The organism is Sedimenticola selenatireducens, assembly GCF_963675335.2.
Classification (GTDB): domain Bacteria; phylum Pseudomonadota; class Gammaproteobacteria; order Chromatiales; family Chromatiaceae; genus Sedimenticola; species Sedimenticola selenatireducens.
In genome coordinates this window covers 745,549-769,794 of sequence record NZ_CAXXYC010000004.1, presented here as the reverse complement: position 1 = coordinate 769,794, position 24,246 = coordinate 745,549, and the positions used below count along the sequence as shown (strand labels likewise).

Here is a 24,246-nt window from a genome sequence, read left to right as displayed (position 1 = left end):
CGAGGGGTGCTGCAAAGGTCCAAATGGTGGATAATTAGATAATCAATTGTTGATTTCGCGACGCTGGAGAAGAACATGCCCCAATACCGTTCCCGTACCACCACCCATGGACGCAACATGGCTGGCGCCCGCGCCCTGTGGCGCGCCACCGGAATGACCGACGGGGATTTCGACAAGCCGATCATTGCCGTGGTCAACTCCTTCACCCAGTTCGTGCCGGGGCATGTCCACCTCAAGGACATGGGGCAACTGGTGGCGCGCGAGATTGAAAAGGCCGGTGGCGTGGCCAAGGAGTTCAACACCATCGCGGTGGATGACGGTATCGCCATGGGCCACGGCGGCATGCTCTACTCGCTGCCCTCGCGGGATATCATCGCCGACTCGGTGGAGTACATGGTCAACGCCCACTGCGCCGACGCCATGGTCTGCATCTCCAACTGCGACAAGATCACCCCGGGGATGCTGATGGCCGCGCTGCGGCTGAATATCCCGGCGGTGTTTGTCTCCGGTGGTCCGATGGAATCGGGTAAGACCCGATTGCATGGCAAGGATCTGAAGCTGGATCTGGTGGACGCCATGGTGATGGCGGTGGATGACAGCGAGTCCGATGAGGACGTGGCCGTCATCGAGCGCTCCGCCTGTCCCACCTGCGGCTCCTGTTCCGGCATGTTTACCGCCAACTCCATGAACTGTCTGACCGAGGCGCTGGGCCTGAGCCTGCCGGGCAACGGCTCCCTGCTGGCCACCCACGAGGATCGCCGTGAACTGTTCCTGGAGGCGGGGCGGCTGGTGGTGGACATCTCCCGGCGCTATTACGAACAGGACGAGGTAGGGGTGCTGCCTCGTTCCATCGCCAATTTCGCGGCGTTCGAGAACGCCATGTGCCTGGATATCGCCATGGGCGGCTCCACCAACACGGTGCTGCACCTGCTGGCGGCGGCCCATGAGGCGGAAGTGGATTTCACCATGGCAGACATCGACCGGCTGTCGCGCAAGGTGCCGCACCTGAGCAAGGTGGCTCCCTCCACCCAGCAGTATCACATGGAGGATGTGCATCGCGCCGGTGGGGTAATCAGCATCCTGGGCGAACTGGAGAAGGGTGGCCTGATTCATGCCGACGCCGGCAGCGTGCACAGCGGCACGCTGGGCCAGGCGATTGAAAAATGGGACATCGGCCGCAGTCGGGACGAGACCGCCTGCAGTCGTTATCTGGCGGGTCCGGCGGGCATTCCCAGCCAGACCGCCTTCAGCCAGTCGACCCGTTGGCCCGATCTGGATCTGGACCGTCAGGGTGGTTGTATCCGCGATATCGAACACGCCTACAGTCAGGATGGCGGACTGGCGGTGCTCTACGGCAACCTGGCCGAGGCGGGTTGCATCGTCAAGACCGCCGGCGTCGACGAGTCGATTCTCAAATTCAGTGGTCCGGCACGTATCTTCGAGAGCCAGGAGGCGGCGGTGGACGCCATCCTGCATGATCAGATCCAGGCCGGCGATGTGGTGTTGATCCGCTACGAAGGGCCCAAGGGCGGTCCCGGTATGCAGGAGATGCTCTACCCCACCAGCTATCTGAAATCCAAGGGCTTGGGTAAAGCGTGTGCCCTGATCACCGACGGTCGCTTCTCCGGCGGCACATCCGGGCTCTCTATCGGCCACTGTTCACCCGAGGCGGCCGAGGGGGGCACCATCGGGCTGGTGCAGGAAGGGGACCGGATCGAAATCGATATCCCCGGCCGGACCATTAATCTGGTGGTCAGCGATGAAGTCTTGGCAGATCGCCGGGCACTCATGGAGGCGAAAGGGGAGCAGGCCTGGCAGCCGGTTAACCGTGAGCGGGTGGTCTCCCAGGCGCTGCGCGCCTATGCCGCCCTGACCACCAGTGCCGCCCGCGGGGCGGTACGGGATCTCAGTCAGTTGAAGCGCTGAGACCTGCCTCTGTGTATGCACATCAAGGGGCGTTTTTAAATACCGATCCATAGGGTGGGCGCGGCCGCCCTATGGTTCCAACCTTGCGCTGTACACGCCATAGGGCGCCCCGTGGGCGCCGGCATTGGCCAGGGTCGGGCCAGGTCGCCTGAGGGTCGTTCCCCTAGAGCGAACCCCAGGAGCTTTTGCGTTTGCGCACCCGCAGACTCGGCAGGATCAGTCCCAGAATAATACCGCCAACCACCACCCCACCACCGATCAGAAACCAGCGCTGGGCGCTGTCATTGCCCAGTTCGCGATTGGTCTGTTTCAACTCCTCCGCTTCCCGGGTCAGGGTGGCTACCTGTTTGCGTAAATCATTACGTTCGTTGGAGATGCGTACGGCATTGGCGGCAGTGCGCTTGATGGATTGCAGTTCATCGTCCAGCGCCTGTTTCTCCTGTTGCAGCTTCTGGTGCTGGCCGGAGAGGGCCTTGTAGTCGTCCTGCAGTTTGCTCAATTTTGCACTCAGCAGTCCGGGAGCCTCCTGCAGCTCGGCCAGCTTTGCCTCTGCCGCGACCAGGCGATCCCGGGCACTCGGAATCGGCATCAGCTGCCGGGTCAGAATATAGCCGGTGGTGCCGTCCTGGGTTTTTACCAGGGAGTAGCCGTTGTCCGGGTTGCTGCTGATCAGCTCTACCTGATAGCCGCTGGGCAGCATGCGCGTGATTTTATGGGTGGCGCTCTCTCCAGAGCGCAAGGTGACCTTGAACTGATCCGTCACGTAACGGGACTCGGCCTGCAGATTTGCTATCGCACTCAGCAGTGCCAAAAGAGTCAGGAATTTTTTCACGCGTACCTCAATGTGGATGGTAGATTTTTTCAGGCATTCTTTCAGATAGACCGCGGTCTGTCCAAGTCGAAGATCACAAATTTTTTTGCCTTTAGTCAGTTTGCGTCACTGTTATGCACATTGTTCCGGTGCCTTTAACTTAGTTAAAAAATGATGTCAACAGGTGAACTGATTTTTTATACATAATTTGTAAGTCATTGTAATTGTTATAGATAATAAACTGTATGAAAAATTATCAATCTAACCTGACAATAGCATTCTTGCGGCTTTAAGCCGGTTTCCCGGAATTTGTCCACAAAGTTATCCACAGGTTCTGTGAGTAACCGACAAAGCGCTTTTGTGACAAGCGGATGTCACTTTTGTTGCAAGCTATCCCTTATAAATCTTTTCTAACTTACTGACACTTAATGCGAACCGAAGAAAAATGGGCGCATACAGAGGATAGATGAGCCAGCCATCATGAAGTTGTATATAATGCGCCGCCTTTAATCTACCTTGGTTCGCGGTCCCGCACATGAAACAGTTACGTAATATCGCCATCATCGCCCACGTCGATCATGGAAAAACCACCCTGGTCGACAAGCTCCTGCAGCAGTCGGGCACACTTGGCGATCGGTTTGGGCCACTGGAGCGGCTGATGGACTCCAATGACCTGGAGAAGGAGCGGGGGATCACCATCCTCTCCAAGAATACCTCGATCACCTGGAATGACTACCGGATCAATATTGTCGACACCCCGGGACACGCCGACTTTGGTGGCGAAGTTGAACGGGTGCTCTCCATGGTGGACTCCGTGCTGTTGCTGGTGGATGCGGTGGAGGGGCCGATGCCCCAGACCCGTTTCGTCACCCAGAAGGCGTTCCAGCATGGCCTGAAACCGATTGTGGTGGTCAACAAAATCGACCGCGAAGGCGCCCGTCCGGACTGGGTGATTGATCAGACCTTTGAGCTGTTCGATCGCCTCGGCGCCACCGATGAGCAGCTTGATTTCCCGATTATCTACGCCTCCGCCATCAACGGCTATGCCAGCAGTGACAGCGGCGCCAGGGAAGGGGATATGACCCCGCTGTTCGAGGCCATCGTCAACAATTGCAGTGCCCCGGACGTGGATCCTGATGCGCCGTTTCAGATGCAGGTTTCGACCCTGGCCTACAACAGTTACGTGGGTGCGATAGCGGTCGGCCGCATTACCCGCGGTACGGTGCGGCGCAATATGCCGATCACCCTGATTTCCCGTGACGGTGATCAGCGCAGGGAAAAGATCGGCAAGGTGTTTGGTTTCCTGGGTCTGGAACGGGTTGAGGTAGAGAGTGCTTCGGCCGGCGATATTGTCGCCTTGTCGGGAATTGCCGCACCGAATGTATCCGATACCCTGTGTGATCCCGAGCACCCGCAGATCATGCCGCCCCTGACCGTGGACGAACCGACGGTGAGCATGACCTTCCAGGTCAACACCTCGCCCTTCGCCGGCAAGGAGGGCAAATACCTCACCTCAAGGCAGTTGAAGGAGCGGCTGGAACGCGAACTGATCCACAATGTGGCGTTGCGGGTGGAAGAGGGCACCGACCCGGAAAAATTCCGTGTCTCCGGCCGTGGCGAACTGCATCTCTCCATCCTGCTGGAGACCATGCGCCGCGAAGGCTACGAACTGGCGGTCTCCCGTCCCGAAGTGATTTTCCGCGAGGTGGATGGCGAGGTTTGCGAACCCTATGAGCAGCTCACCGTGGACGTGGAAGAGGAGGATCAGGGCGGCATCATGGAGGCCCTGGGCAGCCGCAAGGGCGACCTGCAGGACATGGTGCCGGACGGCAAGGGACGCGTGCGCCTGGACTACATCATCCCGTCACGCGGCCTGATCGGTTTCCAGACCGAGTTTATGACCCTCACCTCCGGCTCCGGCCTGATCTATCACGTGTTTGACCATTACGGTCCGGCCCAGCACGGCGGTATCGCGCCGCGCAATAACGGCGTCATGATCGCCAACTCCACCGGCAAGGCGCTGGGTTATGCCCTGTTCAATCTGCAGGAGCGCGGGCGCCTGTTCATTGAGCACGGCATGGCGGTCTATGAGGGGCAGGTGATTGGCATCCACTCGCGGGCCAACGACCTGACGGTCAATCCGCTGAAGGGCAAACAGTTGACCAATATCCGTGCCGCCGGCAGTGACGAGAACATCATCCTGACCCCGCCGGTACGCTTTTCGCTGGAGCAGGCGTTGGAGTTCATCGAAAATGATGAGTTGGTTGAGGTGACTCCCAGCGCCATCCGCATCCGTAAGCGTCATCTGAAGGAGCATGAACGGAAGCGGGCGTCCCGGGAGACCAGTTCGGACTGAGGATTCCAATGGACGGGCTCTGTCCCGATAAGATGTTGGTATTGATTTGGTCGGGGAAACAAGTCTGCGGGAGCGGCTTCAGCGAGGAAAATCGCGGGTAGATCCGTGTCTGATAATGTACCGTTCCCATGCAACACGCCGCCGGGACGGGGCCAATAAAAAAACCCCGGCAGCCTTCCCTGCTGTCGGGGCATGTCGCCGGGCTTGGTTGGCAAAGGGTTCCCGTCCGTGGAATCATCCGTGAAGTGTTTTGCCTATCCGTTGGCATCCATAATTTGGCGACAGCTATAGATTGCCACCGTTCCCGGGGAGATGCTGTGCGCTGAATCCGGGTGCCGTGTAGGAATAATCTGAAGGATGCTGATTACACCCTTGCAATGTCCGCAATCGCGGAGCTGCCTAAACAATAAAGAAGAGAGGAGGATGAGCTTGATCGGTCTGCTGCAGCGAGTCTCAACGGCACATGTGGATATTGCCGGCCACCGGGTCGCACAGATTGACCGCGGTCTGTTGGTGCTGGTGGGTGTTGAACCCGGGGACAGCGAGCGACAGGCGGACAGACTGCTGGAGCGGCTGTTCGGTTACCGGGTGTTTCCGGATGCCGAGGGGCGGATGAATCTGAATCTGAGAGATATCGGCGGCGGCCTGCTGCTGGTTCCTCAATTCACCCTGGCAGCCGATACACAAAAGGGGACCCGCCCCGGTTTTTCCACAGCGGCCCCAGCGGAAATCGGCGCGCAGCTGTTCGATTATCTGTGTCGGCAGGCGGCGTCGGGATATGCGCCGGTCGGTTTTGGTCAATTTGGTGCGGACATGCAGGTGAGCCTGATCAACGACGGTCCGGTTACCTTCTGGTTGCAGGTGTGAACTGTCTGGGGCGCGAGCGGTGGGCTGTGCGGTAGGAGGCCCGCCCCCGGGCTGAATTCGCGGCGGGGGCGCCGCTCCTACACGGGTGCCTTCGACACATCTTCACGCTGGGCGCACGAGCGGGGCCTGACCTGTAGGAGACCCACCCCGGGCCGAATTCGCGGCGGGGGCACCGCTCCTACCCCAGCGGGGTGGGTTGCCTCCGACACCTGGTCACGCCGGACCCGCTGGGCGGGGCCTGACCTGTAGGAGGCCCGCCCCCGGGCCGAATTCGCGGCGGGGCGCCGCTCCTACCCGGGTGGGGGGGTGCCTTCGCGGCATAAGTCCATCCTTGGACAAATCAGGCATTTCCCATAGAATGGCCTATTGGGCCTGGTGATGCAGTCGGACGTCGTGTCCGGGAGCACCCAGGTCCGGCAGCACGAGTCCGACCTAGGACGATTATTGAACCCGCTGGAGTCGACCCATGCAGCGTCAAGCTGAGATCGAACGTAATACCCTGGAGACCCGCATCCGGGTCAGCCTGAACCTGGACGGTACTGGCGAATCGCGCCTGGATACCGGCATGCCGTTCCTCGAACACATGCTGGATCAGGTGGCTCGTCATGGCCTGATTGATCTTGAGATCAACGCCGAGGGTGATCTGCACATCGATGGGCACCACACGGCCGAGGATATTGGCATTGCGATCGGACAGGCGGTTGCCCGGGCGGTGGGTGATAAAAAGGGTATTCGCCGCTATGGCCACGCCTATGTCCCGCTGGACGAGGCCTTGAGCCGGGTGGTGCTCGATTTTTCCGGCCGGCCCGGCCTGGAGTTCGATGTGGCCTTTCCGCGCGCCATGATCGGCGCGTTTGATACCGATCTGTTTTACGAATTCTTTCAGGGATTCGTCAACCACGCCGGGGTGACCCTGCACATGGATAATCTGCGTGGTCGCAACAGCCACCACATCGCCGAGACCTTGTTCAAGGCGTTTGGCCGGGCGCTGCGCATGGCGCTGGAACCCGATCCGCGGATGGCCGGGGTGATCCCCTCCACCAAGGGCAGCCTTTAATCCTCTACTCTCTGGCAGTTTGAAGTTATGTCGAAAACCATTGCAGTCATTGATTATGGCATGGGTAATCTGCGCTCTGTCTCCAAGGCGATCGAGCATGTAGCGGGGGCGGATGACCGGATACAGGTGACCGATGATCCGGAACTGATTCTGCGAGCCGACCGGGTGGTTTTTCCGGGGCAGGGCGCGGCCCGCGATTGCATGGCGGCGATCTCTAACCACCACCTGAACCGTGCGGTGCTGGAGGCGGCCCAACGCAAACCGTTTCTTGGCATATGCATGGGCATGCAGGTGCTGATGAGTTTCAGCGAAGAGAATCAGGGCACCCGGCTGATGGGCCTTTTCCCTGGACAGGTCAGGCACTTTCCCGAGTCCAGGGATGCCCAGGGACTCCGCCTGAAGATCCCCCAGATGGGCTGGAACCGGGTCAGCCAGACCAGGGCGCATCCACTCTGGGAAGGTATCGAGGATCAGACCCGGTTCTACTTTGTGCACAGTTATTATGTTGACCCGGAAGAGCCGGATCTGGTGGCGGGAACCACCGACTACGGTATCCCGTTCACTAGCGTGATCGCCCGGGACAACTTGTTTGCCACCCAGTTCCACCCGGAGAAGAGCGCCGATGCCGGCCTGCGGCTGCTGCGCAATTTCGTCAACTGGGAACTCTGAAAGCAACCCTCGTTGCTATTGACTTTGATATAGGTACTGAACGTGTTACTGATACCCGCAATTGATCTGAAGGATGGCCGCTGTGTCCGGCTGCGCCAGGGCCGCATGGATGACGAGACCATTTTCTCCGATGATCCGGTCGAAGTGGCCGGGCGCTGGGTCGAGGCGGGTGCGCGTCGGCTGCATCTGGTGGATCTGAACGGCGCCTTTGCCGGTGAGCCGGTCAACGGCGGCGTGATCCGGGCCATTGCCAAGGCCTATCCCGATCTGCCGATCCAGGTGGGTGGTGGTATCCGTGATGAGCAGACTATCCAGGCCTACCTGGATGCCGGGGTTGATTTTGTCATTATCGGTACCCAGGCGGTTAAGGAGCCGGCCTTTGTCGGCCGTGCCTGCGCCGCCTTCCCAGGCCATGTGATAGTCGGCCTGGACGCCAAGGAGGGCATGGTGGCGATCGACGGCTGGGCCACCGTAACCGATCAGGAGGTGACCGAACTGTCGCGCCGCTTTGAACAGGACGGGGTCTCCGCCATCGTCTATACCGATATCGGCCGTGACGGCATGCTGACCGGACCCAACGTGGAGGCCACTGCCGCCCTGGCCAATGCGGTCAATATCCCCATCGTGGCCTCCGGCGGCATAACCGATATTGGCGATATCGAGGCGCTGTGCCAGGCGGACACCCGTAACATCATGGGTGCCATTACCGGTCGCGCCATCTACGAAGGCACCCTCGACTTTGCCGCGGGCCAGGCGCTGGCGGATCGTCTGAGCGACTGAACGTTCGGAACAACCAGAGAGATCAGAGAGCATGCTGGCCAAGAGAATCATACCCTGCCTTGATGTGGATGCCGGGCGCGTGGTGAAAGGCGTCAAGTTTGTCGATATCCGCGACGCCGGCGATCCGGTGGAAGTGGCGCGGCGCTATAACAGTGAAGGGGCCGACGAGATCACCTTCCTGGATATCACCGCCAGCTCCGATGATCGTGAGACCATCGTGCACGTGGTGGAACAGGTGGCCAGCGAGGTGTTCATCCCGCTCACGGTGGGCGGCGGCATCCGTACCACCGAGGACGTGCGGCGCATGCTCAATGCCGGTGCCGACAAGGTGGCGATCAATACCGCTGCCGTATTCAATCCCGAGTTCGTTAAGGAAGCCACCAGCCGTTTCGGCTCCCAGTGCATTGTGGTGGCGATCGACGCCAAGAGGACCAGCGCCGAGGGTGAGCCGGCGAAGTGGGAGATATTCACCCACGGCGGCCGCAAACCTACCGGGCTGGATGCCATCGAATGGGCGCGCAAGATGGTCGAATACGGTGCCGGAGAGATCCTGCTCACCAGTATGGACCGGGATGGTACTAAAATCGGCTTCGATCTGGAGTTGACCCGGGCCATCAGTGACGCGGTGACCGTGCCGGTGATCGCCTCTGGCGGCGTGGGGAATCTGCAGCATCTGGTGGATGGCGTGGCGCAGGGCGGGGCCGATGCGGTGCTTGCCGCCAGTATTTTTCATTTCGCCGAATACAGTATTGAAGAGGCCAAGCGTTTCATGGCCGATCAGGGTGTGGAGGTACGGCTGTGAGTGACTCGCTGGAGCGACTCGCCGAGGTACTGGAGGCGCGCAAGAATGCCGATCCCGATTCATCCTACGTGGCCAAATTATACAGCAAGGGGCTGGACGCCATTTTGAAGAAGATTGGCGAAGAGGCTACCGAAACAGTCATGGCCGCCAAGGATGGTGATCGGGAAAAAATCATCTACGAAACCGCTGATCTCTGGTTTCACAGCCTGGTCCTGCTGGCCCACCAGGGGCTGAAACCCCAGGATGTACTGGATGAGCTGGATCGCAGATTCGGCCTCTCCGGTCTGGAGGAGAAGGCCCGGCGGGGCAAGTGATACGGCAGTTAAAAACCCTGCGCCTGAGGTTTTTTTCAGTTATTATCATGATCTCCCGGCGGATCAGGCTTCGTCGGTCAGTCGATTGTTTCAGTAGGTCGTGAGTTCGATCCGAATCAGACCGTTGTTTTTGATGTGGAGAAGAGTATGGGTTTTGGCGGAATCAGTATCTGGCAGCTGTTGATTGTTCTGGTAATTGTCCTGCTGCTGTTTGGCACCAAGCGGCTCAAAAATATCGGTTCTGATCTGGGTAATGCGGTCAAGGGCTTCAAGGGCGCCATGAAGGACGAAAAAAAGGGTGATGACAGCGCGCGACTGGAGCAGGCCGACGAGGAGAAGATCATTGAAGGCGAGGTGACCAAAAAGGAAAACTCCTCCGATTCCAAAAACACCTGATCTGCCCACCCTGCAAACTGACTGTCAGGTTTTTTGAACTATGTTTGATATCGGCTTCTGGGAGTTGGGAATCATCGCGCTGGTGGCGCTGGTGGTGGTCGGGCCGGAACGTCTGCCGAAACTGGCCTATACCGCCGGCAAATGGCTGGGCAAGGGCCGGAAAGTGCTGCAGCAGGTGAAAAACGAAATCGACAAGGAGATCAAGGCCGAGGAGCTGAAAGAGATCCTCGAAGAGCAGAAAAAGCAGCTCAATCCGCTGGAAGAGATTGTGGAAGAGACCAGCGAAACCCTGCGCGATTTTACCCAGGAAGCCAACAAGTCGGTCCGTGAGATGGAGCAGAAATCCGCGGATGTGGATGCCGCATCGGATAAGCCCGGTGATTCCCCGAAATAGCCGCAACCAACCCCATGACGACAAATAATGAAGGGTTCGATGCCCTGAAAGAACAACCCTTTGTTTCCCACCTGCTGGAGCTGCGTGATCGGCTGCTGCGGGCGGTGATAGCCGTCGGTGTAATCTTCGCCTCGTTGTTTTATTTCAGTAACGACATCTATCAGCTGGTGGCCGGACCGCTGATGGCCCATCTGCCGGAAGGTTCCTCCATGATCGCCACCGAGGTGGCATCGCCCTTCCTGACCCCGTTCAAACTGACCCTGATGTCGTCGATCTTTATCGGCATGCCGTTCATCCTCTACCAGCTCTGGTCCTTTATCGCTCCGGGGCTCTATAAGCATGAAAAGCGGCTGATGATTCCACTGGTGGCCTCCAGTGCGCTTCTGTTCTACATTGGGGTCTTGTTCGCCTATTTCGTAGTCTTCCCGCTGGTGTTCGCGTTCATGGCCAGCACCACGCCCGAGGGTGTGGTCATGGCGACCGACATCGCCAAGTATCTCGATTTTGTCCTCAGCCTGTTTTTTGCCTTCGGTATCGCCTTTGAGGTGCCGATCGCCACGATTATTCTGGTCTCCATGGGCATGACCACGCCGGAAAGTCTGGTGCAGAAACGGCCCTATATCATTGTCGGTGCCTTCTGCATCGGCATGCTGCTGACCCCGCCGGACGTTATCTCCCAGACCTTGCTGGCATTGCCGATGTGGGTGCTGTTCGAGATCGGCGTCTTCTTCTCGCGCATGGTCAAGCGCGACAAGGAGCGGCGTGAACAGGTGGCAGACCGGGATGATGACTCCTCCGCGGACGACGCATCCGATGACACGCCGGAGAAATCAGGCCCGGCGGCGGCCGCGCCGGCTTTTGTCAGCGATCCCGCTTTCGACATGGATGACCAGCCACTGGACCCGGAACGGTTCAGGCCGATGACGGAACAAGAGCTTGAGGACGAGTTCGATGCCGTCGTGGACGAGTTTGATGCCCTCGAGGCTGAAGAGGAAGCGGGCGGCGACCTGGGTGAGTCCGATGACGAAGGAATGTATGACGAGGTGATCGAGGAGAAACTGCGGCGCGTTCAGGAGCTGCGCGATCAGAATGAGCAGGTCAAGGCCCGCGGATTGCTCTATGAGATCCTGGGAGAAGCCGGTCCTGAACAGGCCAAGGTGGCGCGGAATATCCTGGATCAGCTGGATGAGGATTATTGAGGCACTTCCATACGCGCCCGATCAGCATGCATCCACACAGGATAGACCTGCCCGCCATGGCCGCTCTGTTCCGCGGCGATGGGCGTCCGTCCTGATTCGCGCGACGCTTGTGCCCGCCGCGAAATGTTTTTCTGGTGGTCTGTTTGGAAAAACCGCAGTGTTCAGCGGTAGCGCATGCGCGTGCCGTGTACCAGGGAGAGGGTGATCTCCTCCGCCGTTAGTTGTTTGGGAAACAGGGTGCCGGAGATTTTCGCACCGCTGATGCTGGCCCCTTCGAGGTTGGTTTCGGATAGATCCAGTCCGCGCAGGTCTGCCTGTCGCAGATAGCTGTCCCGAAGGTCGAGATTTTTTGCGTCAAGCTTACGCAGATCCAGAGAGCGCAGATCGACCCCCCGCAGATCACAGGCAGCCCCGGACTGGTGGTGTTGATTGAACTCTTCAATATGTCCCTCACGGAGCATCTGGTAGAGCGGGTCATCGTTGATTTTGGGTGTGGCCATAGGGTTATCGTTCTGTGGTTATGTTGTGGGACAAGAGCACACACGGTACGAACCGATTCAGCGCGCATTTAAGGGACATTATAGTCAGAGAGACCTGTCGCTGCGAACAGGTTTTATCCGCACACGCTATACTTCAAAAACCAATAGGGAAATGGATTTATGAAGATATTTTTACCCCGGGTGCCCAGCGCGACTACCAATCGGGAGCTTAGGCGGCTGATCGGCGAAGTGTTGAAAAAGCGTTTTCATGTTCCGTTTACCCAATGGCCCTCGATAGGCAGCTGTGACGTGCTCCAGTTTCAGGATGGCAACGGGGTTGTTGAGTATCACGGCCTGGTTTCCATATTTCCGGACGAGGCAGGGAGCTGGTTCATTACCCATTTTAAACAGCAGCGACTGCACGACCAACTGTTGTCTGCCCGGGAATTCATGGATCGCAAACGCAATCCTGAAAGGATCGGGTCGGAGAGTGACAGGCGGCGTCCGAATCTTCAGATCACCAGGGTGTTATCCTCCAGCCCGACACTGCGGGATATTGATCACTTCCTGCGGCGCCATGGCGTCTGACGCTTGTGCCGGGTGCTCAGGAAAACTGGCCGGGCCGGGTTGGTTTTCCGGGGTGTCTGCAACTCACGCGGGTTCCGCATGGACGGCGGAAAATTTGAATTCGGGAATTTTCCCATCCGGGTCCAGCGCCTCGTTGGTCAGCAGGTTAGCGGCCGCCTCGTAATAACAGAAGGGCAGGAATATCTGGCCCGGCTGCAGCCCCCGGTCGCTCTGACTGGGGATGACAACCTCACCGCGTCGCGAACGTATGCGAATCGGCTCTCCGGGTAACACGCCCAGTTGACGTAGATGATCGGGATGCAACATCGCTACGGCTTGCGGCTGCAGGGCATCCAGCACGCTGGCGCGGCGGGTCATGGCGCCGGTGTGCCAGTGCTCCAGCTGTCGCCCGGTGATCAGAATCCACGGATAGTCCATGTCCGGCAGTTCGTCGGCATGGCTGAAGGCGGCTGGGATCAACGCCGCCCTGCCCCCGGGACGGGGGAAGGTCTCGGTGAAAATCACCTCGGTGCCGGGATCGCCCTCCTGTTCACAGGGGTAGGTGACGGCGCTTTCCGCCTCCAGCCGCTCCCAGGTGATACCGGCAATACTCGGCATGGCGCGGCGCATCTCCTCAAACACCTCCCTGGGCCCGCTGTAGCTCCAGTCCAGTCCGAGTCGCTTCGCCAGATCGAGAATGATCTGCAGGTCCTGGCGCGCCGCGCCCGGGGGATCGATCGCCCGGCGTCCCATCTGCACCCGCCGGTCGGTATTGGTAAAGGTGCCGTCCTTTTCCGGGAAGGCGGAGGCCGGCAGGATCACGTCGGCGTAGTGGGCCGTCTCCGTCATGAAGATGTCCTGGACCACCAGGTGTTCCAGCGATGCCAGCGCCGCCCGCGCCTGGTTGAGATTGGGATCTGACATGGCCGGGTTCTCGCCCATGATATACATGCCCTTGATGGTCCCGGCCTGGATGGCGTGCATGATCTCGACCACGGTGAGCCCGGGATTGGGATCGAGCGGAACCTGCCAGAGCGCCTCGAATTTCTCCCGCACCGACGGATTGTCCACCCGCTGGTAGTCGGGATAGACCATGGGGATCAGCCCCACGTCGGACGCGCCCTGCACATTGTTCTGTCCGCGCAGTGGATGCAGTCCACAACCGGGGCGACCGATCTGGCCGCTGATCAGGGCCAGATTGATCAGGCAGCGGGCGTTGTCGGTGCCGTGGATATGCTGTGAAATGCCCATGCCCCAGAAGATCATCGAGCCCCGGGCGCCGGCATAGATGCGGGCCACTTCATAGAGGGTCTCGGCGGGAATGCCGCAGATGGGCGCCATGCGCTCGGGGGTGTAATCGGCCAGGTGTTTCTTCAACGCCGCATAACCCTCGGTGCGCTGCTCGATAAACTGCCGGTCCACCAGCTCCTGCTGGATCACGGCATGCATGATGGCGTTCAGCAGCGCCACGTCGGTATCCGGATTGAACTGCAGGAAAAAATCCGCGTGCCGGGCGATCTCGGTCCTGCGCGGGTCCATCACAATCAGGGTCTTGCCCGCACGCGCCGCATTTTTGAAGAACGTGGCGGCCACCGGGTGGTTGGCGGTGGGGTTGGCGCCGATCAGCAGGATCACCTCGGCCTTGTCCACATCGGCCACCGGATTCGAGACCGCGCCGGAGCCGATCATCTGCAGCAGCGCCGCGACCGAGGAGGCGTGACAGAGCCGGGTGCAGTGGTCCACATTGTTGCTGTGGAAGCCGGTACGCACCAGCTTCTGGAACAGGTAGGCCTCCTCATTGGAGCCCTTGGCGGAACCGAAACCGGCCAGACCCTGCGGGCCGGTCCGGTCGCGGATCTGCCGCAGACCATCGGCGGCGACCCGTAGCGCCTCTTCCCACTCTGCCTCGCGGAAGTCGCGCAGGGGGTTGTCGTAGTCCATATCCATCGCGGCCCGCTTCGGGGCATCAGACCGGCGTATCAAGGGTTTGGTCAGGCGCTGGCGATGGCTGACGTAATCGAAGCCGTAGCGTCCCTTGACGCAGAGCCGCCCCCGGTTTGCGGGACCATCCCGTCCCTGCACATACAGGATCCGGTTCTCCCGGACGTGATAGGTAAGCTGACAGCCGACACCACAGTAGGGACAGACCGAGTGCACCTGCCGGTCGACCGGCTGGATGCCCACCTCGCCGGCCGGCATCAGGGCACCGGTCGGGCACTCCTGGACGCACTCGCCGCAGCCGACGCAGCTCGAGCTACCCATAGGGTCATCCTGATCGAAACCGATCTTCAGGGCGCTGCCGCGACCGAAGAAACCAATCACGTCATTGGCCTGGGTCTCACGACAGGCGCGCAGGCAGCGCCCACACTGGATACAGGCGTCGAGGCGGACCGCGATGGCGGGGTGAGAGCTGTCAGGGGCCGGCCGGTGCCGTGCCGGGAAGCGGGTGCGGGTGACGCCCAGTTTGTCGCACCAATCATCCAGCTCGTTATGCGGGGTATAGCTTTCCTGGTCATGGGGCATGTCCGACTGCAGCAGTTCAAGTACCAGCTTCTGTGCCTGCAGGGCCCGTTCCGATCGGCTTTGCACCACCATCCCCTCGCTGGGTCGGCGGCAGCAGGAGGGGGCGAGCGTGCGCTCGCCGTCGATCTCTACCATGCAGGCGCGACAGTTACCGTCCGCGCGCAGGCTCTCCGTGTAGCAGAGGCGGGGGATCTCCACGCCGTGCCGTTGGGCCGCCTGCAGAATGGTTTCATCGGTGCGTGCGGTGACCGGTGTGCCGTTCAGGGTAAAGGTGACGGCCGTTTGCGGTTGTCCGGTCTGCCTGGCCATCAATTAAACTCCTCCGGAAAATATTTCATCGCGCAGCGCAGTGGATTGGGGGCGGCCTGACCCAGTCCGCAGATGGAGGCATCCGCCATTACCTGGCAGAGCTCCTCCAGCAGGGGTTGGTCCCAGGTGTTCTCACTCATCAACTGGGCGGCCTTGGTTGTGCCGACCCGGCAGGGGGTGCACTGGCCGCAGGACTCGTGGGCGAAGAAGCGCATCGCATTGAGTGCCAGATCTCGCACGCTGTCCTGGTCGGAGAAGACGATGATGGCGGCCGAGCCGATGAAACAGCCATAGTCATTCAGGGTGTCGAAATCCAGCGGCAGATCGCCCAATCTGGCGGGCAGGATGCCGCCCGAGGCGCCGCCGGGAAAATAACCCTTGAAGCGATGCCCCTCCGGCATACCGCCACACTGTTCTTCGATCAGCTCGTGCACGCTGATACCGGCGGGGGCGAGATAGACGCCCGGCCGCCTGACCCGGCCGCTGAGGGAAAAACTGCGCAGCCCCTGGCGGCCACGACGTCCCTGGCTGGTGAACCATGCCGCGCCCTTTTCCAGCAGTTCCGGGACCCAGTAGAGGCTCTCCGTGTTGTGTTCCAGGGTGGGCCGGCCGAACAGCCCCTGCTCCGCGATATAGGGGGGGCGCAGCCGTGGCAGGCCGCGCTTGCCCTCGATCGACTCGATCATGGCGGACTCCTCGCCGCAGATATAGGCTCCGGCACCGCGCCGCAGTTCGATTTCGGGCAGTCGACAAGGCGGGGCGTCGCGCAGGGCCTTGAGCTCCCGCTGCAACAGGGCGCGGATGCCGGCGTACTCGTCACGCAGGTAGATGTAGATGGTCTCGATACCGACCACCTGGGCGGCGATCAACATCCCCTCCAGAAAGCGGTGTGGATCATGTTCCAGGTAGTGCCGGTCCTTGAAGGTGCCCGGTTCGCCCTCATCGATATTCACCGCCATCAGGCGCGGCGCCGGGTAATCCCTGACGATGCGCCACTTTCTTCCGACCGGAAAACCGGCGCCGCCCAGTCCGCGCAGGTTGGCGGCTTCCAGGCTTTCGATTACGGCTTCCCGGGCGGCGGCATCGCCGGATTCCACCAGGGATTTGAGTGCGGTGTAGCCGCCGCTCTTTTTATAGGCAGCATAGTCCCGGGCAGTCGCCGGTGGGCTGTCGGTTCGTTCGCCCCGTGCAATGGCATCCCGCACGCTTGCCGTGGTGGCGTTGGTAACCGGTTTGGTTCCGACCACTGCCACCGGTGCGCATTCGCAGCGGCCAACGCAGGGGACCGGCTGGATACGTAGCCCTTCGCCCAGTGCTGCCTTAAGCTCAGTGATCAGTGCCTCGGCTCCGGCCAGCTGGCAGCTGATGGAGTCACAGACCCGGACGGTCAGGGGAGGTGGTGGCGAGTCGCCGGCTTTTACGATATCGAAATGGTGGTAGAAACTGGCCACCTCGTAGACTTCGCTGGTGGATAGCCGCAGGGTTTCGGCCAGTGCGGTCAGCAGGCCGCTGTCCAGATAACCCCGGTCATCCTGGATGCGATGCAGATACTCGATCAGGCGGTCCCTCCGGCCCTGGCCGGCGTCCAGGTAAGACTGTATGGCCGCGAGGTCGGCCGCGTCCGCCTGGCGTCCCCTGGGTCGGTCTTTTTTGTTTTTTCGGGCTGTTTTCACTACCGACTCCACAGGACTGTTTACCGTTCCTAAGTGTAGCCGATCACTGCAGGGCAATTAACCGATAACGGAGGGCAGGGTGCTCCCGTCTGTGCCGGTGTGGTGGTCTTCAGATGAGCGGAAGCAGTTGCGCCCTGCCGCCTTGGCGGCATAGAGCGCCTGGTCGGCGTGTTGCAGCAGGCTGTCCAGTGGTTCATTCTTTCGGGACAGGTGTCCGCCGATGCTGGCGCTCAATATGATGGTATCTCCATCAATAGTGGTCACCTGTCGATTCTCGGTGATTTGGTGACAGAGGCGGGTGCCGATATGGTGCAGGGTTTCGGCATCTGCCGGTTGTACCAGCACCAGGAATTCGTCGCCGCCCCAGCGCGAGGCGACATCATAGGGGCGCAGGGTCTCACGGATAATCTCCGCCATAACCTTGAGCGCCTGATCGCCCACAGCATGGCCGAACCGATCGTTGATCTGTTTGAACAGGTCGACATCCAGCCAGAGCAGTCCTATGTGACTCGACTCGCGCTGAATGCGCTGCAGTTCTGATTCAATCCGTTCGGTCATGCCGCGCCGATTCAGCAGTTCGGTCAGCGGATCGATCTTCGCCAGCCGCTCCAGCGCCAGGGTCCGCTCCTGTACCTTGGACTCCAGGTCGTGGCGTGATTCCCGTACGGCATGCGCCATGTGCATAAAGCGCTGCATCAGGCGACGGACCTCTCCCGTTCCCTGCTCCCCGAGAGTTTTGTCTACATGCTCACCCGACTCGACCCGCGCCATTGCCCTGTCAAGCTGACTTAACGGGTTCAGCACCTGGTGGTTGAGAAACAGGTTCAACAGCAAGAATGCGCCCAACAGGGTAATGGCATAAACCAGCAGGATGCCGCCGAACTGGCTGAATGGGAGTAATACGTCGAGATCCAGCAGGGTGATTTCATACCAGCCGATCTCGGGTAGGTAGACGACCCCGGCCAAATGGCGCTTGCCGTTGACACTGACAAACTCGGTGATGACTGTCTGTTGAAGATCCTCCAGTGCTTTCATCGCCGCCAGCACTGCCTTGCGGTCGGAAGCCTGATCGAACAGCAGATCAATGGTGCGCTGTTCGTTGGTCTGTTTGCTGATGGAGCCGAAATCGATCAGTGATTGGTTCCGGTGTATCTGGATCGCTCCTGCGTGATCGACGAACAGGCTGGTGACGCCGGGCACTCCCTCTTCCACTACGTTCTGGATAAAGCCGGTCAGGTCCAGTCCGGTTCCCGCAATTCCCAGTATGTCGTTGCCGTCGCGAATCAGGATATCGATCCAGAGCTTGGTAATGCCCAGTTCGAGGTCCGGATTGACATTGATATGCAGGTCCCGCCCCTGTTGGATCAGGTCGTAGAACCAGGCGTCTTTCTTCTGTTTCGGATCGAGGACATAGCGGAACTCCTTGCCACTGTATTCACTTTCCGCATTGTTATAGTAGTAATGTCCATTTTTCAACAGCCCGACAAAATAGTTCTGGCCCTGGAAGTTTTGCCGGAAACTCTCCATTTCGGCAATTGCACTCCGGGTATTTTTCCGATTACCCGGATGACGGGCCCACTCCCGGATATATTGGGAGTTGGCTAATTGGCGTGCCAGTGCGATCTCCCGCAGGATCGGTTGCAGGGTGCGGCTCTTGTCGTAGAGTGCCTGCTTCTCCGCATAGCGCATCGCCCACTGCTCGACAATATCTTCCGCCAGCGTGCGCGCGGACCACCACCCGGCAATGGCTGAAAGGACGATAAGCAGTATGGTGACCAGGAGAAAACGGGGTTTGAGGTTCATTATGGGGGGGCTGCCTGGCTATTTAGACTATATATCGGTCACGCGGCGGAAAGCTTAAGCAATTGCTAATTCACCACGCTTGGCCTGGGGCGTCTTATGTATCACGGAGCGGATGGTGGCGCTCTCCGGCTGTGAGTTTATCCTGTAGGAGGCCCGCCCCCGGGCCGAAATCGCGGCGGGGCGCCGTGCCTGCAGGTGCCATTCAGGACTTCACTCGCGGTGAAGTCCGGAAAACCCCGCGACCTGTCTATTCCATTCGACAGATAACGGGGTGAAACAGATTATCGGGTCATGATTGGCAAATAGTGGGTTAGCCGTCGCCGGCAGGCAGATAGCTGTTCAGCAGCTGCAGGTAGTTGGCCCGGGCGTAGGCAGAGGTGTCACCGGTATGCTGCTGGCTCAGGGTGCCCTTGAGCTGCTCAATCGATTCGTAGGGGCTCTCCTCCAGCCAATCCTCGATGCCGCGCAGAATCTCCGCCAGCCTGCCGGTACCATGGATTAGTAGGGTGCTGCAAAGGTGCACCACGTCGGCGCCGGCGAGCAACATCTTCACCGCATCCTCGTGGTTGTGAACGCCACCGGTGGCGGCCAGGCTCAGTTTCACCCGGCCGTACAGCATGGCGATCCAGCGCATGGCGAGCAGGGCGTCGGCGGAGCTGGAGAGGCTCAGTTGGGGCGTTACCCGCAGGCTGTCGATATCGATATCGGGCTGGTAGAAGCGGTTGAACAGACTGACGCCGTTGGCCCCCACCCTTTCCAGGTGGCTGATGATATTGGCTACTGAACTGAACTGGGGGGACAGTTTCATGGCAATAGGCAGCGTGACGTGCTGGCGCAGTTCATGGAGCAGGTCGATATAGCGTCGTTCCACCTCAACCCCGCTAATCCTGCTGTCGCCGGCAATGTAATAGACGTTCAGTTCCAGTGCATCGGCCCCGGCCTGCTGCAGCGCCTTGCCGTGCTCGATCCAGCCACCCGGGGTAATGCCGTTGAGGCTGGCGATGACCGGGATTTCCAGCGCCTGCTTGAGACGTGTCAATTGCTCCAGATAGCTATCCTGCCGGGATGGCAGGTCGCCATGCAGCGGCAGGAAGCTGGCCGCCTCGGCATGACCCAGGGTCTGGTGATTGAGGTAGTCATCCATCACCTCCTGGTCATGCTGCAACTCCTCCTCGAACAGGGAGTACATGACCAGCGCGGCGGCACCGGCGTCTTCCAGTTTTTTGGCCATGTCGAGGCTGCGTGACAAGGGCGAGGCGGAGGGTACCAGCGGGTTTTTCAGTGTCAGGCCGAGATAGGTGGTGCGCAGGTCCATGATCACTCCTTTGCTGCATCGGGTTTGTTCGTGCCCGGTTTGGCATAACTGAGTTCCGCCAGTTGGCGGTAGTGCCGGAAGTTACTGATGGCGTGTTTTTGCGCAGCGCCAAGAAACTGCTCGGCCGCCTCCGGGTGGCTGCGCCAGAGCATGCTGAAGCGCGTCTCCTGGCTGACGAAATCGCGATAGGCGATCGACGGCTCCTTGGAGTCCAGCTGCAGCGGGTTCTCCTGCTGTTCGGCGCGACGCGGATCGTAGCGGAACAGCGGCCAGTGGCCGCTGCGTACCGCCCGGTCCTGCATGGCGTGATTGTTTACCATGTCGGTCCCCCAGGCGGTGCAGGGGCTGTAGGCGATGATCAGCGACACGCCCGGCCAGGACTCCGCCTCCATGAAGGCCTTCAGGGTCTGTACATCCTTGGCGCCGTAGGCCACCTGGGCCACGTAGACATCACCGTAGGCCATGGCGATCATGGCCAGGTCTTTCTTTGCAGTGGGCTTGCCGCCGGCGGAGAACTTGGCCACCGCGCCTCGCGGTGTCGCCTTGGAGGTCTGGCCGCCGGTGTTGGAATAGACCTCGGTATCCAGTACCAGGATGTTGACGTTACGCCCGGATGAGAGCACATGGTCCAGTCCGCCGAAGCCGATGTCATAGGCCCAGCCATCGCCGCCGACGATCCAGACGCTACGCGTGAGCAGCATGTCGGCCAGGCCCTCCAATCGCCGTGCCTCCGGCTGCTCGATGGTCTGCAGTTGCCGGCGCAGGGCGGCCACGCGCTGGCGCTGTTCTTGGATCGCTGCCTCGTCCTGCTGTGTGGCCGAGAGCAGCTGCTCCACCAGCTCCGGATCGATCTGGTTGGCGAGTCCTTTCAGCAGTTCGGCGGCGTGCTCCTGCTGCTTGTCGATGGCAATGCGCATGCCGAGGCCGAATTCGGCGTTGTCCTCGAATAGTGAATTGTTCCAGGCCGGGCCGCGCCCCTGGGCATTTTGCGCCCAGGGGGTGGTCGGCAGATTGCCGCCATAGATGGAGGAGCAGCCGGTGGCGTTGGCCACCAGCATGCGGTCCCCGAACAGTTGCGAGGCGAGGCGCAGGTAGGGGGTCTCGCCGCAACCGGGGCAGGCGCTGGAAAATTCAAACAGCGGCTGCAGCAGCATGGCGCTTTTCATTACCGTGTTGCGCACCTCGCGCCGGTCGAACTCCGGCAGGGCGAGGAAGTAATCGAAATTGATGCGTTCCTGTTCCCGCAGCGGCGGCTGCGGTGCCATGTTCAGCGCGCGTCGCCCGGGATGGGCCTTGTCCTTGACCGGGCAGATCTCGACACAGAGCCCGCAGCCGGTGCAATCCTCCGCCGCCACCTGGTAGACGATATGCGCCCCTTCGGGAAACTCCTGGCCCTTCACCGGCATGTGTTTGAAGGTGGGTGGCGGATTGGTGGCCTGATTGGGGTCGAACAGTTTGCTGCGTATGGCTGTGTGCGGGCAGACGAACGGGCACTTGCCGCAGGCGATGCAGAGCTCCTCGTTCCACACCGGAATCTCCAGGGCGATATTGCGTTTCTCCCAGCGTGTGGTGCCTGTGGGCCAGGTGCCGTCGGCGGGGAAGGCGCTGACCGGCAACTGATCACCGTGCCCGGCGATCAGTTTGGCGGTCACCTGCTGTACGAAATCCGGCGCATGGGCGGCCACCGCCGGTGGGCGCTCGAATGTTGAGGTGACCTTGTCCGGTACCGCGACCTGATGCAGATTGGCCAGGGCGGCATCGATGGCGCGGAAGTTGAGCTCGATGATCTTGCCGCCCTTCTTGCCGTAGGTATCCTCCACCGCCCGCTTGATGGCGACGATGGCCTCGTCACGCGGCAGCAAGTCGGAGATGGCGAAGTGGCAGGTCTGCATGATGGTGTTGATACGCTGCTGCATGCCGCTCTCCTGTGCCACCCGGTAGGCGTCGATGACGAAGAAGCGCAACTGCTTGTCGATCATCTGCTGCTGCATGTGGCGTGGCAGGCTGTTCCAGGCCTGTTCGGCCGGGGTCGCGGTATTGAGCAGGAACACGGCGCCCGGTGCGGCCCGCTCCAGCATGTCGTAGCGTTCCAGGAAGATGGTCTGGTGGCAGCCGATGAACTGTGCCTGGTCGTTGCCGATCAGGTAGCTGGAACGGATCGGCTGTTTGCCGAAACGCAGATGCGAAATGGTGACGGCGCCGGATTTCTTGGAGTCGTATTCGAAATAGCCCTGGGCATGCAGGTCGGTGGCTTCGCCGATAATCTTGATACTGTTCTTGTTGGCGCTGACGGTGCCGTCGGAACCGAGGCCGTAGAACAGGGCACAGTTGACCGCGCCGGCCGCATCGGTGTGAAAGTCGGCATCCCATTCCAGGCTGCTGTGGGTGACATCGTCATGGATGCCGATGGTAAATGCATTCTTCGGTTTTTCCCGGTCCAGTTCATCGAATACCGTCTTGATCATGCCCGGCGTGAACTCCTTGGACGACAGGCCGTAGCGTCCGCCGATAACCAGGGGCAGTTCGCGGAAGGGTGACTGCCCGGTGGAGAATGCCTGGGCGATAGCCGTCAGGATATCCTTGTAGAGCGGTTCGCCGTCGGCTCCCGGCTCCTTGGTGCGATCAAGCACGGCGATGCGTCGTACGGTCGGCGGCAGGGCGGTGAGCAGGGCAGTGGGATCGAAGGGACGATAGAGCCGCACCTTGAGCAGGCCCACCTTTTCACCGCGCGCCAGCAGATGGTCGACGGTCTCGTGCGCCGCCTCGGCGCCGGAGCCCATCAGCACCATCACCCGTTCAGCGTCGGCGGCACCGACGTAGTCGAACAGGTGGTACTGCCGGCCGGTCAATTCGGCAAAGCGGTTCATGATGCCCTGCACGATCACCGGCATCTTTTGATAGTAGGGATTGACGCTCTCGCGTCCCTGGAAATAGGCGTCGGGATTTTGCGAGCTGCCGCGCAGCACCGGATGTTCCGGATTGAGGGCACGCTCGCGGTGCGCCTGCACCCACTCGTCACGGATCAGCTCGCCTACTACTTGCTGATCGATAGTCTCAATCTTGGCCACCTCATGGGAGGTGCGGAAGCCATCGAAGAAGTGCAGGATCGGTACCCGGGCCTCCAGGGTCGCCGCCTGGGCGATCAGGGCCATGTCCATCGCCTCCTGTACCGAGTTGGCACACAGCAGGGCAAAGCCGGTGCCGCGGGTCGCCATCACATCGGCGTGATCGCAGAAGATGGAGAGCGCCTGGGCCGCCAGCGAGCGTGCCGCCACGTGCAGCACCATGGGGGTCAGTTCACCGGCAATCTTGTACATGTTGGGCAGCATCAACAGCAGACCCTGGGAGGCGGTGAAACTGGTGCAGAGCGCCCCGGCCTGCAAGGCGCCGTGCAGGGCACCGGCGGCACCACCCTCGCTCTGCATCTCTACGATGCCGGGCACCGTGCCCCACAGGTTCTTGCGCCCCTGTGCCGACCACTCGTCCGCGTGTTCACCCATGGGAGAGGCTGGGGTGATGGGGTAGATGGCAATGACTTCGTTGGTGAGATGGGCAATGGTGGCGGCGGCCTCATTGCCGTCGATGGTAACCCGGTGCTGCATGGCGTTCTCCCGTTACTGAGTGGGATGTGGTTAACAATGGCTCCAAGCATAGACCAGTGTGCGATTTGGATCAGCTGCTACAGGCCTGTCCCGCTTGTGTCGCTGGCCAGGGCGCGAAATCTCCGGTCACCGGTTAACAGCGGACACAGTTCCTGTTTGACTAGCCAGCATACTCCCCCACGCAGAGCATGGGAACGCATACTCGGGCATCGCAAACCTTCCCTACCGCTACTCGCTACTCGTTCCCACGCTCCACGTGGGAATGCATACCCGGGCATCATAAAATCTTCCCCACCGTTAGACTAATCCCTCGAACGCCTTGCCGAGCAGGGTCTGGTCGTAACCACTGAGAAACTCGATGATTGTACTCGTTCCCACGCTCTGCGTGGGAATGCATACCCGGG

The 24,246-nt window shown here is 60.5% G+C and carries 19 protein-coding genes; 12 read left to right on the top strand and 7 right to left on the bottom strand.

The genetic code is table 11. The features are described from left to right. The first annotated feature begins 75 nt into the window (after positions 1 to 75). Entirely contained in the window at positions 76 to 1,926 is a 1,851-nt protein-coding gene (gene ilvD / locus ACHZBF_RS14695; protein ID WP_321528876.1) for a dihydroxy-acid dehydratase, read from the top strand. A gap of 163 nt (positions 1,927 to 2,089) precedes the next feature. Here ilvD and ACHZBF_RS14690 read toward each other — a convergent pair whose 3' ends face one another. Next, positions 2,090 to 2,758, bottom strand: coding sequence for a TIGR04211 family SH3 domain-containing protein (locus ACHZBF_RS14690; RefSeq protein WP_029131997.1), 669 nt, complete (start codon positions 2,756 to 2,758; stop codon positions 2,090 to 2,092). A gap of 514 nt (positions 2,759 to 3,272) precedes the next feature. Here ACHZBF_RS14690 and typA point away from each other — a divergent pair. The 10 genes from typA to tatC all read left to right on the top strand — a co-directional run bounded on the left by typA (position 3,273) and on the right by tatC (position 11,571). Further along, a complete protein-coding gene (gene typA / locus ACHZBF_RS14685; protein ID WP_029131998.1) occupies positions 3,273 to 5,093 on the top strand; it encodes a translational GTPase TypA in 1,821 nt (606 codons plus the stop codon). A gap of 429 nt (positions 5,094 to 5,522) precedes the next feature. After that, positions 5,523 to 5,960, top strand: a complete 438-nt coding sequence (gene dtd / locus ACHZBF_RS14680; RefSeq protein ID WP_321529392.1) for a D-aminoacyl-tRNA deacylase — start codon at positions 5,523 to 5,525, stop codon at positions 5,958 to 5,960. Positions 5,961 to 6,426: 466 nt separating this feature from the next. Continuing rightward, entirely contained in the window at positions 6,427 to 7,017 is a 591-nt protein-coding gene (gene hisB / locus ACHZBF_RS14675; protein WP_029132000.1) for an imidazoleglycerol-phosphate dehydratase HisB, read from the top strand. Between the two features lie 27 nt (positions 7,018 to 7,044). Beyond that, entirely contained in the window at positions 7,045 to 7,686 is a 642-nt protein-coding gene (gene hisH / locus ACHZBF_RS14670) for an imidazole glycerol phosphate synthase subunit HisH (protein WP_029132001.1), read from the top strand. 42 nt (positions 7,687 to 7,728) lie between these two features. Then, positions 7,729 to 8,466: a 1-(5-phosphoribosyl)-5-[(5-phosphoribosylamino)methylideneamino]imidazole-4-carboxamide isomerase gene (hisA, locus tag ACHZBF_RS14665; RefSeq protein WP_029132002.1), complete on the top strand. Its 738-nt coding sequence runs from the start codon at positions 7,729 to 7,731 to the stop codon at positions 8,464 to 8,466. A 31-nt stretch (positions 8,467 to 8,497) separates the two neighbouring features. Then, positions 8,498 to 9,268: an imidazole glycerol phosphate synthase subunit HisF gene (gene hisF, locus ACHZBF_RS14660; protein WP_029132003.1), complete on the top strand. Its 771-nt coding sequence runs from the start codon at positions 8,498 to 8,500 to the stop codon at positions 9,266 to 9,268. Then, on the top strand, positions 9,265 to 9,582 hold the full coding sequence (locus ACHZBF_RS14655; protein WP_029132004.1) for a phosphoribosyl-ATP diphosphatase: 318 nt from the start codon (positions 9,265 to 9,267) through the stop codon (positions 9,580 to 9,582). The genes hisF and ACHZBF_RS14655 overlap by 4 nt, the downstream gene beginning before the upstream one ends. A 147-nt stretch (positions 9,583 to 9,729) precedes the next feature. After that, a complete protein-coding gene (gene tatA, locus ACHZBF_RS14650; protein WP_029132005.1) occupies positions 9,730 to 9,978 on the top strand; it encodes a Sec-independent protein translocase subunit TatA in 249 nt (82 codons plus the stop codon). A gap of 40 nt (positions 9,979 to 10,018) precedes the next feature. Beyond that, a complete protein-coding gene (tatB, locus tag ACHZBF_RS14645; RefSeq protein WP_051301753.1) occupies positions 10,019 to 10,372 on the top strand; it encodes a Sec-independent protein translocase protein TatB in 354 nt (117 codons plus the stop codon). A 14-nt stretch (positions 10,373 to 10,386) separates the two neighbouring features. Beyond that, positions 10,387 to 11,571 (top strand): twin-arginine translocase subunit TatC, encoded by a 1,185-nt coding sequence (tatC, locus tag ACHZBF_RS14640; protein ID WP_321528875.1) that lies wholly within the window; start codon positions 10,387 to 10,389, stop codon positions 11,569 to 11,571. A gap of 161 nt (positions 11,572 to 11,732) precedes the next feature. Here tatC and ACHZBF_RS14635 read toward each other — a convergent pair whose 3' ends face one another. Beyond that, a complete protein-coding gene (locus tag ACHZBF_RS14635) occupies positions 11,733 to 12,071 on the bottom strand; it encodes a pentapeptide repeat-containing protein (protein WP_029132007.1) in 339 nt (112 codons plus the stop codon). A 159-nt stretch (positions 12,072 to 12,230) separates the two neighbouring features. Here ACHZBF_RS14635 and ACHZBF_RS14630 point away from each other — a divergent pair, with 159 nt between their 5' ends. Further along, the gene (locus ACHZBF_RS14630) at positions 12,231 to 12,638 is read left to right on the top strand and encodes a hypothetical protein (RefSeq protein ID WP_273439251.1); all 408 of its coding nucleotides are present in this window, start codon (positions 12,231 to 12,233) and stop codon (positions 12,636 to 12,638) included. Between the two features lie 63 nt (positions 12,639 to 12,701). On the opposite strand, the gene fdhF is transcribed toward ACHZBF_RS14630, so the two are convergent. The 5 genes from fdhF to nifJ all read right to left on the bottom strand — a co-directional run bounded on the left by fdhF (position 12,702) and on the right by nifJ (position 23,842). Then, positions 12,702 to 15,449: a formate dehydrogenase subunit alpha gene (gene fdhF / locus ACHZBF_RS14625; RefSeq protein WP_321528874.1), complete on the bottom strand. Its 2,748-nt coding sequence runs from the start codon at positions 15,447 to 15,449 to the stop codon at positions 12,702 to 12,704. Then, the gene (locus tag ACHZBF_RS14620; RefSeq protein ID WP_321528873.1) at positions 15,449 to 17,122 is read right to left on the bottom strand and encodes an NAD(P)H-dependent oxidoreductase subunit E; all 1,674 of its coding nucleotides are present in this window, start codon (positions 17,120 to 17,122) and stop codon (positions 15,449 to 15,451) included. Before ACHZBF_RS14620 ends, fdhF begins: the two co-directional genes overlap by 1 nt. A 57-nt stretch (positions 17,123 to 17,179) precedes the next feature. Then, complete coding sequence (locus tag ACHZBF_RS14615) at positions 17,180 to 18,925, bottom strand: GGDEF domain-containing protein (RefSeq protein WP_321528872.1); 1,746 nt, start codon at positions 18,923 to 18,925, stop codon at positions 17,180 to 17,182. A 310-nt stretch (positions 18,926 to 19,235) separates the two neighbouring features. After that, positions 19,236 to 20,240, bottom strand: a complete 1,005-nt coding sequence (locus ACHZBF_RS14610) for a dihydroorotate dehydrogenase-like protein (RefSeq protein ID WP_321528871.1) — start codon at positions 20,238 to 20,240, stop codon at positions 19,236 to 19,238. 2 nt (positions 20,241 to 20,242) lie between these two features. Continuing rightward, positions 20,243 to 23,842 (bottom strand): pyruvate:ferredoxin (flavodoxin) oxidoreductase, encoded by a 3,600-nt coding sequence (gene nifJ / locus ACHZBF_RS14605; protein ID WP_321528870.1) that lies wholly within the window; start codon positions 23,840 to 23,842, stop codon positions 20,243 to 20,245. Positions 23,843 to 24,246: the final 404 nt, after the last annotated feature.

Excerpts from the sequence above, each read along its gene's own strand:
- ilvD (WP_321528876.1), top strand. The coding sequence starts at position 76 with ATGCCCCAATACCGTTCCCGTACCACCACCCATGGACGCAACATGGCT.
- typA (WP_029131998.1), top strand. The coding sequence starts at position 3,273 with ATGAAACAGTTACGTAATATCGCCATCATCGCCCACGTCGATCATGGA.
- hisB (WP_029132000.1), top strand. The coding sequence starts at position 6,427 with ATGCAGCGTCAAGCTGAGATCGAACGTAATACCCTGGAGACCCGCATC.
- hisH (WP_029132001.1), top strand. The coding sequence starts at position 7,045 with ATGTCGAAAACCATTGCAGTCATTGATTATGGCATGGGTAATCTGCGC.
- hisF (WP_029132003.1), top strand. The coding sequence starts at position 8,498 with ATGCTGGCCAAGAGAATCATACCCTGCCTTGATGTGGATGCCGGGCGC.
- tatA (WP_029132005.1), top strand. The coding sequence starts at position 9,730 with ATGGGTTTTGGCGGAATCAGTATCTGGCAGCTGTTGATTGTTCTGGTA.
- tatB (WP_051301753.1), top strand. The coding sequence starts at position 10,019 with ATGTTTGATATCGGCTTCTGGGAGTTGGGAATCATCGCGCTGGTGGCG.
- tatC (WP_321528875.1), top strand. The coding sequence starts at position 10,387 with ATGACGACAAATAATGAAGGGTTCGATGCCCTGAAAGAACAACCCTTT.
- ACHZBF_RS14635 (WP_029132007.1), bottom strand. The coding sequence starts at position 12,071 with ATGGCCACACCCAAAATCAACGATGACCCGCTCTACCAGATGCTCCGT.
- ACHZBF_RS14630 (WP_273439251.1), top strand. The coding sequence starts at position 12,231 with ATGAAGATATTTTTACCCCGGGTGCCCAGCGCGACTACCAATCGGGAG.
- fdhF (WP_321528874.1), bottom strand. The coding sequence starts at position 15,449 with ATGGCCAGGCAGACCGGACAACCGCAAACGGCCGTCACCTTTACCCTG.
- ACHZBF_RS14615 (WP_321528872.1), bottom strand. The coding sequence starts at position 18,925 with ATGAACCTCAAACCCCGTTTTCTCCTGGTCACCATACTGCTTATCGTC.
- ACHZBF_RS14610 (WP_321528871.1), bottom strand. The coding sequence starts at position 20,240 with ATGGACCTGCGCACCACCTATCTCGGCCTGACACTGAAAAACCCGCTG.
- nifJ (WP_321528870.1), bottom strand. The coding sequence starts at position 23,842 with ATGCAGCACCGGGTTACCATCGACGGCAATGAGGCCGCCGCCACCATT.